The organism is Streptosporangium sp. CA-135522, from assembly GCF_050949235.1.
Classification (GTDB): domain Bacteria; phylum Actinomycetota; class Actinomycetes; order Streptosporangiales; family Streptosporangiaceae; genus Streptosporangium.
This window is the reverse complement of record NZ_CP192026.1, coordinates 3,500,642-3,513,107: the sequence shown is the minus strand read 5'-3', so window position 1 is coordinate 3,513,107 and position 12,466 is coordinate 3,500,642. Positions and strand designations below refer to the sequence as shown.

Genomic DNA, 12,466 nt, shown 5'->3' with positions numbered 1-12,466 from the left:
CGAGGCGGACGTGGCATCTCCGGCGCCGGCCGACAGGCCCACCGCCACACCTGAGCCTGGGCGGCGGCGACGCCTCCCGGGCCTCGGGGGGCGCGACCACGTCATCGGGTGGCTCCTGATCGCCCCCGCGATGGCGTACTTCATCATCTTCCTGCTCTATCCGGCACTGTCGGCGCTGTACTACAGCTTCACCGACTGGGACCTGCGCTCACCGGCGAACTGGGTGGGGCCGGCCAACTACACCGACCTGCTCTTCGACGACGTCAAATACCCCCACTTCTGGAAGTCGGTGCGGGTCACCCTCCAGTACACGCTGATCGCGGTGCCACTGACGCTGGGCAGCGCGCTGGCCCAGGCACTGCTGATCAACGCGATCCGCCGGGGCTCCAACCTGTTCCGGCTGTTGCTGTTCCTGCCGGTGGTCACCGCGGAGGCGGCCGTCGGCGCCATCTGGCGCTGGCTCTACGACCCGCAGTACGGGCTGGTCAACGGCTTCCTGGGGCTGTTCGGAATCCCCGGGCAGAACTGGCTCAACACCCCCGAGCTGGTCATCCCGGCCCTGGCGTTCATCGCCGCCTGGCAGTGCGGGATCTCAATGATCATCTATCTGGCGGGGCTGAAGGGCATCCCCGACTCGATCCGCGAGGCGGCGACCATCGACGGCGCCGGGCCGCTCCAGCGGTTCTGGAAGGTCGTCTTCCCGATGCTGCGGCCCACCACCTTCTACCTGCTGGTCACCGGCGTGATCGCGGCCCTGCAGGTGTTCGGCCTGGTTTACGTGATCTTCTCGGGCGGCGGCAACAAGAGCGTCACCGGCGGCCCCGAGCAGTCGGGGCTGACCTACGTCCTGCACCTGTACCTGTTCGCCTTCCGCTACGACGCGATGGGCGCGGCCTGCGCGATGTCGTTCATCCTGTTCCTCTTCATCATGATCATCACTGCGCTGCAGTTCAAGTTCGTCAAGCAGGAGGCGTCGTGAGGACCTCGGGGAAATCGGGGAGGGCGGGGCGCGCGTCGATCTACGTCGCCCTGGTGCTGCTGGCGGCGGTCTCGGTCGTCCCGTTCATCTGGATGCTGGCCACCTCCTTCAAGCACGGCTCGGACGTCTACACCAAGGTGCCCAGCCTGCTGCCGCTGGACCGCAAGACCGGCGCCTGGTCGCCGACGCTGGAGAACTACGAGCACGTCCTGAAGGTCGGCGGCCTCGGCCAGGCCTTCCTCAACAGCGTCTGGGTCTGCCTGATCCTGGTGCCGGCCAAGCTCCTGATCGACGCGCTGGCCGCCTACGCCTTCGCCCGCATCCCCTTCCCCGGGCGGGACAAGCTGTTCGTCCTGCTGCTGGCAGGCATGATGGTGCCCACCATCACCCTGCTGGTGCCGCGCATCCACGTCACCCAGCAGCTGGGCATGTTCGACTCGGGGTGGGGCCTGATCGTGCCCAACGTGGCCTCGGTCCTGGACATCTTCCTGCTGCGGCAGTTCTTCCTGTCGCTGCCGGGAGAGCTGGAGGAGGCGGCGCGCATCGACGGCGCCGGACGGATGCAGATCTTCTGGCGGATCATCCTGCCGCTGTCCACGCCGGTGCTGTCGGTCGTCACGATCACCAGCTTCATCTTTCACTGGAACGACCTGGTCTGGCCGCTCGTGGTCCTCAACGACCCCGACCTCTACACGCTGCCCCTCGCCCTGCAGCAGCTGGCCAGCAGCGAATCCGGACGCGCCTACTACATCATGGCGGGCGCCGCCCTCGCGGTCGTCCCCGTGATCGTCGTCCTGCTGATCTTCCAGCGCCGCATCATGCAGGGCATCGCCTTCACCGGCCTCAAGAGTTGACCCACTACGGCGTGAGCCGTACCTGACGAACGGAAGTGTGAGCGTGACCATCGAGGTCCGCGACGGGATCACCGTCATCGACGGCGAGTCCCGGGTGCTTGTCAGCGCCGACTACCCCTATTACCGGGATGAGCCCGGTGTCTGGGCCGACCGGCTGCGGGCGATGCGCGACGAGTTGGGCATCGAGGTGATCAGCAGCTACATCCCGTGGCGGCACCACCAGCCCGACCCCGCGACGGCGCCCGACTTCACCGGCAGCGGCCACCCGTCCAGGGACGTCGTCGGTTTCATCAACCTGTGCCACGAGCTGGGGCTGAAGGTGATCGCCAAGCCCGGGCCGTTCATCCACGCCGAGACGACCTACGGCGGCCTGCCCGACTGGATCTGCCCCTCGGCCGACGCGCAGATCGAGCCGCTGCTCGACGCGGCGGGCGAGCCCTCGCGTTGGATGGACTCGCCCGTGCCACCCGGCAAGGTGCTGCCCGCCCCGCTGGGGCCGGTGTTCCTGGCCAAGGCGACCCAGTGGCTGTCGGCGGTCGGCAAGGACGTGCTGGACGCCACGACCCACCCGGACGGCCCGGTGATCATGATGCAGATCGCCAACGAGGGCATCTACACCAACGGCTCGCGGTCGCTGTCGGCATACGACTACAGCCCTTCAGCGCTGGCGTTCTTCCGCGAGCGCCTGTCGGCGTGGTACGGCTCGGTCGAGGAGTACAACCGCACCCACGCGACGGCGCACCGGGAATGGGACGAGATCGAGCCGCCCCGCTCCTGGAGCGCGACCACCCTGCCGCAGGAGATGCAGACCTACGCCGACTGGGGGCGCTTCCACGCCGAGTACCTCGCCGAGGTCTACCACCGCTGGGCCGCGGCGGTGGACTGCCGGGTTCCGACGGTGGTCAACCTGAACCCGCCGACGGTCGAGGAGCTGGACGACTGGCTGGCCCGGGTGCGCCCCGAGACCTGGCGGGACGTCGCCTACGGGTTCACCAACTGGATGGGCGTGGTCTCGACGGATCCCGACGCCCAGGCCCGTTACGTGACGGCCGCCAAGCGGGCCCCCGGCCCCAATCTCGAGGAGAACTGGGGCTTCTCCCTGCTCTACGACCGCGCCTACGCCGACGCGGCCACCAGCCACCACCAGACCCTGCTCGCGCTGGCCGCCGGAGCCACCGGCTTCAACGTCTACACCGGAGTCGGCACCTCCGGCTGGGCGCCCGAGATGGACTCCACCCACACCGCGCCCTACCCCGACTGCGCCCCCATCGCCGCCGACGGCTCCGCCACCGAGAAGGCCCCCGTCATCCAGGCGCTGGCGGACTTCTTCGCCTTCCACGGAGCGGAGTTCCTGGAGTGCGCGCCCGCGACGGCGGGAGCCTTCGGGCTGTACCTGCCCTACGCGGGCATCGCCGCCTGGGCCGGACCCGGCTCCGGCGGCCCCGAATGCGGCCGCTCGCTGCGCGCCTTCCACGACCGCATGCGCTCGGCGGGACGTGACTACGCCGTCGTCGAGCTGGAGAGCGCCACGCTCGAGCGGCTGGCCGCGCACGAGACGCTGACGGTTCCCGGCGGGCCGTTCATGCACCGCCACGTCCAGGACCTGCTGGCCGGCTACCTCGCGGGCGGCGGGCGGATCATGCTGGACGGTCCCGCGCCCGACCTCGACGAGGACCTGCGCCCGTACGGCGCGCTGGCCGAGGCGCTCGCCCGCGCCGCCGCCACGCCGGCCGCCCCGGCCGCCGAGGCGGTCCGGGTGACGCGCGGCAGCGCGGACGCGTTCGTCCGGGTCCACCCCGGCCACGACGTCCGGTACCTGACGATTCTCGTGCAGAGCGACAACGAGGGACCCGTCAGGGTGGAGACCCCGCACGGCGTGGTCGAGACCACGTGCGCGCGGGGCGGGGCGGTCGTGGTGCGGCTGGCCGGGGGCGAGCTGGACGACTTCGTCGTCAAGGGGCTCAACGGTTTCCTCGACTCCGCCGTACCCGCGTCGATCACCGTCGGCGACCGGGACGTGCGGGCGGACCGCCCCGCGGACCTGGCCCGGATCGGCGGGAAGGTCCGCGGGGACGGCTGACCTCCGGGACCGCCCCCGTCCGGTCGCGGAGCTTGTCAGCGGGTCCAGGCTGGCAGGTCGAGAGGCGTGCGCTGCACCCCGATCCACTGGCGCCTGGTGAATCCGGGCATCTGGTTCTCCGCGCCGTGACGGGCGTGCGCGTCGTTGACGTGCACCTCGCCGGCCTGCAGTCGCTCGGCGACGGCCATGCCCCGCAACAGGTCGGCGCTGAAGACCGAGTTCATCAGCATCGGATGGCCGTTCACCAGGGAGACGACCTCCTCCTCGGAGTCGACCACGGTCACCGGGATGACCGGGCCGAAGATCTCCTCGGTGAACGCGGGCATGTCCGGCGTCACGTCGGCCAGGACCGTCGGACGGTAGAAGAGGCCTTCGTAGGTTCCTCCGGTGACCAGCCGGGCGCCCTTGGCGATCGAGGGCTGGACGATCGTCCGGTGCACCCTGTCCCGCTGGACCTCGCTGATCAGGGGATCGAGATCCACCTCCTCCCGGACGGGGTCGCCCACCCGCAGCGCCTCCACCCGCCTGGTCACCGCCGCCAGGTAGCGGTCGGCGACCCCGCGCATGACGATGTGCCGGCTGGAGCTGATGCAGGTCTGCCCCTGGAACTCCAGCGAGGCGATCATCGCGCACGACGCGGCCAGCTCGACGTCGGCGGCCTCGCCCAGGGCGTAGCCGCCGATCCGCTCGCCGGTGGCCTTCTCGTACACGGCGGCCTCGTGACCCGACTCGGAGGCGCAGAACGTCCCGTCGATGTAGAGCTTGCCGTCTCCGATAGAGAGTGTCATCGCGGCATCATATGTTTGTTCTTGTACAAAAATAAGTGTTGAAACACGGTGAAAACGATGTGGGCGGACGATCGGGCAGGCCGTCCGGCGCCCACCCCTCCCGCCCTGGTGAACGGCGGCCGAAGCCCAGCCGGTCGATGGGACCCCAGGGCGGTGGGCCGGCCACAGGACAGCTTTCGTCAAGATATAAATTTAAGCATTGACAAAGATCTGATGAGAGGCCACTCTCAACCGGTGGGGCACCCTTCCCTCTCCCCGGCGTCCCGTCCGCACGCGACCCGATCGACGGGACCGCCGAAAGCAGACGGCCCACGCGGCGGACTCGGCACCCACCACGGAACATGGGGTTCGGCGGCATTGGAACGATCAGCCACATCAGCGGCGGCGCGGATTCGACCAGCGGGGAGCCCGGCCGCCGGACGCGAGACCGGACCGGCCGTCCCGCGCGACCGCGAGAGCATGGGCCGGCTCGTGCGCGAGCTGACCGACCCGCTGATCCCCCTTCTCAGCCCCGGCCGCGCACGCCTGCGGCTGGGGGACAACGCCGCCCACTACCCCGACGCGGCCGCCGAGCTCGAGGCGTTCGCCCGGCCGCTGTGGGGGCTGGGCCCGCTGGCCGCCGGCGGGGGAGGGTTCGAGCACTGGGAGCTGTGGCGCCGGGGACTGGCGGCGGGCACCGACCTCCGAAACGAGGAGTTCTGGGGGGCGGTGACCGACGTCGACCAGCGGCTGGTGGAGACCGCCGCGATCGGCTTGGCGCTCGCCGTCGCGCCCGAGGCCGTATGGGACCCGCTGAGCGGCCGGGAGCGCGACAACCTCGCGGCGTGGCTGCTGCACGCGACCACCGTCGAACCCGCCGACAACAACTGGCGTTTCTTCCCCGTCATGGTGGGACTCGGCCTCGACCGCGTCGGCGTCCGGTTCGACCCCGCCGCCGGCCTCGCCCACCTGGAGCGGCTGGAGTCCTTCGCCCTGGGCGCGGGCTGGTACAGCGACGGGCCCACCGCCCAGCGCGACTACTACGTCCCCTTCGCGATGCACTTCTACGGCCTGATCTACGCCGCCCTCGCCGGGGACCGCGACCCCGGCCGCGCCCAGCGCTTCCGCGAGCGCGCGGCGGCCTTCAGCCTGGACTTCCAGCACTGGTTCGCCTCGGACGGGTCGGCCGTGCCCTTCGGCCGGAGCATGACCTACCGCTTCGCGCAGGGGGCGTTCTGGGGCGCGCTCGCCTTCGCCGACGTCGAAGCCCTGCCCTGGGGGACGGTGAAGGGCCATCTGATGCGGCACCTGCGCTGGTGGCTGGCGCGGCCGATCCGCGACCGCGCCGGTCTGCTCACCCTGGGGTACGCCTACGCCCAGCCCGCGCTCACCGAGCAGTACAACGCCCCCGGCTCCCCCTACTGGGCGCTGAAGGCCTTTCTGCCGCTGGCGGTGCCGGCCGAGCACCCGTTCTGGACGGCGCCGGAGGAGGCCGCGCCGGACCTGCCGCCGGTCAGTGCCCAGCCGGAGGCGGGCGTCGCGCTGATGCGGTGCGAGGAGGGCCGGCAGGTGGTCATGCTGAGCGCACGGCAACACCACACGTGGGTACGGCACGGCGCGGCGAAATACGCCAAGTTCGCCTACTCCACCTTCTTCGGGTTCAGCGTGCCCGGCGGCTCCTGGGGGCTTGAGCAGGGCGCGTTCGACAGCACGCTGGCGCTGAGCGAGGACGGGACGCACTGGCGGCCGTGCGAGGTGCCGCAGGAGTGCCCGGCACACCGCGACCTCCTCCACACCCGGTGGGCGCCATGGCCCGACGTGGAGGTCGAGACCTGGCTGATCGCTCGCGCCCCGTGGCACATACGGGTGCATCGCCTGCGGTCCGAGCGCGGGCTCCTCTCCGCCGAGGGCGCGTTCGCGGTGAACCGCGACACGCCCGCGCGCCGCTCCGAGGCCGGGGCGGGCCACGCCCGCGTCGACTCCCCCGCCGGACTGTGCGTGATAGAGGATCTCGGCGGGGCGCGGGCCGGGCGGCTGGTGCACGCCCTGCCCGGCACCAACGTCCTCGCGCCGCGAACGGTGATCCCCACGCTGACCGGGGAGCACGAGGCGGGTGAGCACTGGCTGGCATGCGCCGTGCTGGGGCTCGGGCAGGCCCCGCCGGACGCGCGGTGGCCCGAGCCTCCCGGCTGGGAGGCCGTATCGGACCTCGTCCCCGGGCTCCCCGATCTCCCTAGGCTCCCTGGGCTCAGCGCAGCTTGGGATCCAGCGCGTCGCGGACGACGTCGCCCAGCAGCAGGAAGCTGAGCACCGTCGCGGTGAGGAACAACGACGGGAAGACGAGCAGGTGGGGGTGCTCGGCGAAGAAGGTCTGGGCGATGTTGAGCTGCAGGCCCCAGGAGACGTCCGGATACTGCAGACCGACGCCCAGGTAGTCGAGGGTGGCCTCGCCGGCGATGACGTTGCCCACGTTGAGCATGGCCACCACGAAGACCGGGGCGATCGCGTTGGGCAGGATGTGCTTGAACATGATCCGGCCGTCACTCGCGCCGAGCATCCTGGCGGCGAGCACGAAGTCCATGTCACGGACCGCGATCACCTGGGCGCGCATGAGACGGGTCATCGTGGTCCAGCCCAGCACGACCAGCACCAGGGTCATCGCCCAGACGCCGTGGTCGGGGAAGGCGACCAGGATCACGGTCGCGCCCAGCACGAACGGGATGCCGAAGAACACGTCCGTGAGGCGGGAGATGAACGCGTCCAGCCAACCGCCGTAGTAGCCGGCGAGCAGGCCGAGCAGGATCGAGATCAGCAGCGCGAAGACCGTCACCGCGATGCCGATCAGGACGGAGGCCCGGGTGCCGTGCACGATCTGCGACCAGTACTCGCAGCCCTGCAGGTCGTATCCGAACACGGCGCCGGTGCCGGGCCCCTTCTTCGTCATCCGGAGGTTGCAGCCCTGGTTGGGGCCGAAGCGGGTGAACAGGCCGGGGAACAGGGCCATCGCGGTGGCGACCACGAGGATGACCGCCGAGAACCAGAAGATCACCCGGCGGCGCAGTTCCAGCCAGGCGTCGTACCACAGGGAGCCGGCCCGGGTCTGGACGGTGCCGGCCTCCGCGACCTGGATCTCAACCACGGCGGATCCTCGGGTCGAGCACGCCGTACAGCAGGTCGACGAGCAGGTTGACCAGGATGAAGATCATCACAAGCAGGGTGACGATGCCGACGACGACGGGACCCTCCTGAAGCTGGATGGACTGGAAGACCTGCTGGCCGATGCCCGGCAGGTTGAAGATGCCCTCGGTGACGACCGCGCCGGCCATCAGGTTGCCGAAGTCCACGCCGAGGAAGGTGACCACCGGGATCAGCGAGTTGCGCAGCGCGTGCCTGCCGATCACCCGCCTTCGGCGCAGCCCCTTGGCGCGTGCGGTGCGGACGTAGTCGGCCCGCATGTTCTCGATGAGGCTGGTGCGGGTCAGCCGCGCCACGTAGGCCAGGCCGAACGAGCCGAGGACCATGCCGGGCAGCAGGTAGCTGACCGGCCATCCCTCGTCCACGCCGGCGGTCGGCAACAGCCCGAAGTTCAGGCCCAGCATGATCTGCGCGGTGTAGCCGATGACGAAGACCGGGACCGCGATGATGAAGGTGGTCCCGGCCAGCACCGCCGTGTCGGCGATGCCGCCGCGGCGCAGGCCCGCGATCACGCCGAGGCCGATGCCGACCACGAGCTCGAAGATCCAGGCGGTGACGGCGAGCTGGGCGGTCACCGCCCACCGCCCCTGGAGCAGCTCGCTGACCTGCTGCCCGTTGAAGGTCTCCCCCAGGTTTCCCTGGGCGGCGTTGAGCATGTAGAGGCCGTACTGGACGATCAGGGGATCGTTGAGGTGGTAGCGCTCCCTGAGCGTGTGGAGCACCTCGTCCGGCAGGGGCTTGTCCCCGGCCAGGGCCACGATCGGGTCGCCTGGCAGGGCGAAGACCATCGCGTAGATCAGGAACGTGGTGACGAAGAAGACCGGGACGGCCTGCAGCAGCCGGTGGATCGCGTATCTCACGTCCCCGCCTCACGGGGAGACCCCGGAGCGGCGCGCTCCGGGGTCACGGGTGCCTCGTGGACCACTACTTCACCGTGATCGTGTCGAGGTTGGGGCTGTAGGCGTCGATCTGGACCCCGCTGATCCTGCTGGAGTATCCGGCCTGGTCCTGCCAGTTCCACAGCGGGACCATCGGCATCTCGCCGAGCGCGATGTCCTCGGCCTTCTGGTAGAGCGGGATACTGGCCTCCATGCTGGCGGCGGAGTTGGCCTGGGTGAGCAGGTCGTTGAACTCCTTGCTCTCCCAGCCCATCCGGTTGCCCTCGCCCCACATCGGCTGCAGGTAGTTCTGCGGGCTCGGGTAGTCCATCACCCAGTTGTTGCGGTACGGCCCGTCCTGCTTGTGCGCGCGGAGCGTGGACAGGTAGTCGGCCGCCGGGATCTTGCGGAACTGGATGTCGGCGATCCCGAGGTTGTCCTTGAGCTGGTTGGCCACCGCGGTCATCCACTGCTCGTAGCTCGGGTCGGCGTTGGAGAAGTAGAGGTTCATCGTGCCGCTGAAGCCGCCGGCCTTGTCGAACAGCGCCTTGGCCTTCGCCTTGTCGAAGACGCACGCCTCGCCGCAGGCGTTCTCCCGGTAGCCCGGCACCAGCGGCGCCACCAGCGAGCCCATCGGCTTGAAGGTGCCGTTGAAGACCGCGTCCACGATCGCCTGCCGGTCGATGGCCATCGAGACGGCCTTGCGCAGGTCGGCGTTCTGGAAGCGCTTGTCGAAGACCGGGAAGCCGAGATAGTCCATGGTTCCGCTGGGCGTGGCCACGAACCGGTCGGAGAGCAGCCGCTTGGCCTCCCCCGCGCTCGCCGGCGGGATGGTCTGGATCAGGTCCACCTTGCCGGCCCGCAGGTCCACGTAGGCGGTGTCACGGCTTTCGTAGATCTTGAAGTTGACCGAGGCGGACTTGGCGGGCCGGGGCCCGGCGTAGCCGTCGAACCGCTTGACCTTGATCTGCCGGTTGTGCACCCACTCGCCGTCCAGGGCGAAGGGGCCGTTGCCGATCGGCTTGGCGTCGTAGGCCTTGAGATCGGCGAAGGCGGCCTTGGGCATCGGGGCGAACCCGGTGTAGGCCAGGGTGATCGGGAACTGGCTGAACGGCGCGGTCAGCGTCACCTGGAGGGTGGTGGCGTCCACCACCTTCAGACCGCTCAGCTTGTCGGTCGCCGGCTTGGGCGCCACGTCCGAGCCCTCGGGAGCCTCGGGGTTCAGCTTGTCGTAGCCCTCGATGTTCTCGAAGTAGTAGTTGTTGGTCCACGCGTTGGGACCGTAGGCGGCGGCGTTCCACGCGTCGGCGAAGCTCTCGGCTGTCACCGGCTCGCCGTTGTGGAACTTCTGCCCGGGCTTGAGCTTGATCGTCCAGATCTTCTGGTCCTCGCTGGTCACCGACTCCGCGGCCCGCATCTGCGGCTGCCCCTTGGCGTCGATGAACACCGGCAGGTCGAACAACGCCTGCAGCACGGTGATCGAGTAGCTGCTGGAGGTGTTGCCGGGAGTCAGGTGGTCCGGCTCCGTCAGGCCGACGGAGAACTCCTTGGCGCCCTGCCCTCCGGCGCTCGGAGCCGGCGATCCGCCGCACGCGCTCACGGCGAGCATCGTCGCCAGGAGGACGGCAGAGCCTCGTGTCCTCGTCAAGACCGTCACTGTTCCTCCCAGGGGGTATTGCGGGAGAGGGTAAAGACGGTCCCAAGTCGATACATCGGATAATTTACGTATTCCCTACCGCCGGTGACTTGGGGCACGCTGTGCACGGAGGAGACCATGGACCAGATCACCCTGAGCCCGCGCCACCTCCACGCGTTCACCGAGGTGGGTTTCCAGGTCGCCGGGCGCAGTGGCGCGTCCGGTGCGATGCGCGCCCTGCGCGAGGTCATCCCGCTGGAGGCCTACGAGTTCGTCGCCTACGACCCGGCGACGGGGCGGCACCGCAGCCTGGTCTCCGACGGCTACGCGCGGGTGGACGGCGACGCCGCCGAGGAATACGTCCGTCTCGACTCCTACCGCCGCGCCATGGACTCCCGGGTGCCGCTGGTCATGGGCGCCCCGGGCACCGAGCGCTACTTCCGGCGCCATCTGGAGCCGTACGGCTGGCGGGCCGGGCTGACCACCCCCCTGTTCCTGTCCGAGGGCCGCTACACCGGCCTGCTCCACCTGAACGCCCGTGACCCCGAGGCCTTCTCCGCCGAGACCAGCACGCTGATCAGCGCCGTCTCGCCCACCCTGGCGCACGTCACCGACCTGAGCCGCTGCGTGATCGACCCCGTCGGCCTGCCGGCCGGTTTCCACGCGGCGGCCTTCGACCGCGGCGGCACCCGTAGAGACGTCACGGGCGCCCCTGCCTCGGAGGCCGTCGCCGCCGAGCCGGCCATGGCCGAGCTGGCCAGGGAGTTCATCGACTCCCGAGAGCTCAACCGGCGCGGGCTCTGGCTCGACGGGACCGGACAGTGGCGGGAGGTGCGGCTCCTGCGCGCCGGCGTCGGGCCGCACGGGGCCATCCAGGGCGCGGTGATCGCCGAACGCCCGTGCGCGCTGCCGTACGAGCTGACCGGACGGGAGATCGAGGTGGTCACCCGGGTCGCGCTGGGCGACTCCAACCCGCAGATCGCGGCGGCCCTGGTGCTGAGCGTCCGCACGGTCACCACCCACCTGGAGCACATCTTCGCCAAGCTCGGCTGCGAGAGCCGGACCCGGCTCACCACCAAGGCGCTCGCCGAGGGCCTGTGCCGGCTGTTCGTCTGACGCCCGGAGCCGGGCCCCTGCCTCTCCGCGGCCATGACGGCTCCGGCCGGCCCCGTTCGGCGGCCTGAGCCGGACCCATTCAACGATCTTCGACTCCGATTCCGTCGATCGGCCTGCACGTTTCGGGGACGAGGTCCGAACCGCTCCACCGGCAGGTGGCCGCGCGCCGGGGGATTCGCCGTCATGCGTGGTCGATCCCACTCCGCCTGGCCGTGGCATGAGCGGTGAGCGCCGACGACGGTGCCCTGAATCCTTTCACCAGCAGCCAAACCGCTAACACCATCTCGTTCAGCGCCAGTGGGAAGTCAAGGACGGCGTGGAACGCCGAGGACGGGGCGAGCAGGCCGAACATCACGAGGAAGGCATCGGCCAGGTACGGTACCACCGCGACGAGCGCCCAACCGGCCATCCATCGGGGCACGAGCCTTGACCGGTACAGCAGGTGGTTGAGGAGCAGGGCGCTGAGGCAGAAGGCCAGGCTGCTGGCGTGGCCCCACAGGTCGTATGTCTGTGTCAACATCCGGACGGTATCCAGGCGCGCCGCGTCGTCAGGTGTGCCGGCGGCCGATCGGGTGGTGCTCATCGCCACCATCATGAGGGGACCGACGGCGGCGGGAAGCAGGAGGACGACCTCGATGATCCTGGCGGCGACGTAGCCGAGCGCGAGTGCCTCGCCGTGTTTCTTGAGAACCGGGAACAGCGTCGGTGGGATCATCGCGATCGCGATGGTCATGACCAGCACCATGAGGGCGCCGGTCGATGTTCTGTGCGCGTTGTCGGCGATGGATCGGGGTGAGTGCAGGGTATCGAGCGGCCCGAGAAGGGCCACGCTGAGCACTCCCGCGGCCGTCGCGGTGAGGAAAAGGAAACCCGCCATCCGTGCCGTTGTCTGCCTGTGCATACCTTCGCTCCGTCAGTCCGATGTTTCTTCCCACCACGATCGGGCTCTCGGCCGGTCCGC

General features: G+C 69.8%; 10 protein-coding genes. 5 read left to right on the top strand and 5 right to left on the bottom strand.

The window, feature by feature from the left end:
• The first annotated feature begins 130 nt into the window (after positions 1-130).
• From ACQPYK_RS16585 to ACQPYK_RS16575, 3 genes are read left to right on the top strand one after another with little or no spacing between them, the layout of a single operon-like run.
• A complete protein-coding gene (locus tag ACQPYK_RS16585; RefSeq protein WP_433256159.1) occupies positions 131-979 on the top strand; it encodes a carbohydrate ABC transporter permease in 849 nt (282 codons plus the stop codon).
• On the top strand, positions 976-1,833 hold the full coding sequence (locus ACQPYK_RS16580; RefSeq protein ID WP_433256158.1) for a carbohydrate ABC transporter permease: 858 nt from the start codon (positions 976-978) through the stop codon (positions 1,831-1,833). Before ACQPYK_RS16585 ends, ACQPYK_RS16580 begins: the two co-directional genes overlap by 4 nt.
• Before the next feature lie 43 nt (positions 1,834-1,876).
• Complete coding sequence (locus ACQPYK_RS16575) at positions 1,877-3,913, top strand: beta-galactosidase (RefSeq protein WP_433256157.1); 2,037 nt, start codon at positions 1,877-1,879, stop codon at positions 3,911-3,913.
• 35 nt (positions 3,914-3,948) lie between these two features.
• Here ACQPYK_RS16575 and ACQPYK_RS16570 read toward each other — a convergent pair whose 3' ends face one another.
• Complete coding sequence (locus ACQPYK_RS16570; RefSeq protein ID WP_433256156.1) at positions 3,949-4,701, bottom strand: aldehyde dehydrogenase family protein; 753 nt, start codon at positions 4,699-4,701, stop codon at positions 3,949-3,951.
• Between the two features lie 459 nt (positions 4,702-5,160).
• Here ACQPYK_RS16570 and ACQPYK_RS16565 point away from each other — a divergent pair, with 459 nt between their 5' ends.
• Positions 5,161-6,987, top strand: a complete 1,827-nt coding sequence (locus ACQPYK_RS16565; RefSeq protein ID WP_433256154.1) for a DUF2264 domain-containing protein — start codon at positions 5,161-5,163, stop codon at positions 6,985-6,987.
• On the opposite strand, the gene ACQPYK_RS16560 is transcribed toward ACQPYK_RS16565, so the two are convergent.
• From ACQPYK_RS16560 to ACQPYK_RS16550, 3 genes are all read right to left on the bottom strand, one after another.
• A complete protein-coding gene (locus ACQPYK_RS16560) occupies positions 6,929-7,819 on the bottom strand; it encodes an ABC transporter permease (protein ID WP_433256153.1) in 891 nt (296 codons plus the stop codon). The two genes, ACQPYK_RS16565 and ACQPYK_RS16560, sit on opposite strands and share 59 nt — an antisense overlap.
• The gene (locus tag ACQPYK_RS16555) at positions 7,812-8,735 is read right to left on the bottom strand and encodes an ABC transporter permease (protein ID WP_433256152.1); all 924 of its coding nucleotides are present in this window, start codon (positions 8,733-8,735) and stop codon (positions 7,812-7,814) included. Before ACQPYK_RS16555 ends, ACQPYK_RS16560 begins: the two co-directional genes overlap by 8 nt.
• 64 nt (positions 8,736-8,799) lie before the next feature.
• Complete coding sequence (locus tag ACQPYK_RS16550; RefSeq protein WP_433256150.1) at positions 8,800-10,401, bottom strand: peptide ABC transporter substrate-binding protein; 1,602 nt, start codon at positions 10,399-10,401, stop codon at positions 8,800-8,802.
• Positions 10,402-10,527: 126 nt separating this feature from the next.
• Here ACQPYK_RS16550 and ACQPYK_RS16545 point away from each other — a divergent pair, with 126 nt between their 5' ends.
• Positions 10,528-11,505 carry a LuxR C-terminal-related transcriptional regulator gene (locus ACQPYK_RS16545; protein ID WP_433256148.1) on the top strand — a complete coding sequence of 326 codons (978 nt, stop codon included), beginning with the start codon at positions 10,528-10,530 and terminating at the stop codon, positions 11,503-11,505.
• A 181-nt stretch (positions 11,506-11,686) separates the two neighbouring features.
• Here the strand turns inward: ACQPYK_RS16545 and ACQPYK_RS16540 are convergent, their stop codons facing one another.
• A complete protein-coding gene (locus ACQPYK_RS16540; protein WP_433256146.1) occupies positions 11,687-12,406 on the bottom strand; it encodes a DUF4386 domain-containing protein in 720 nt (239 codons plus the stop codon).
• Positions 12,407-12,466: the final 60 nt, after the last annotated feature.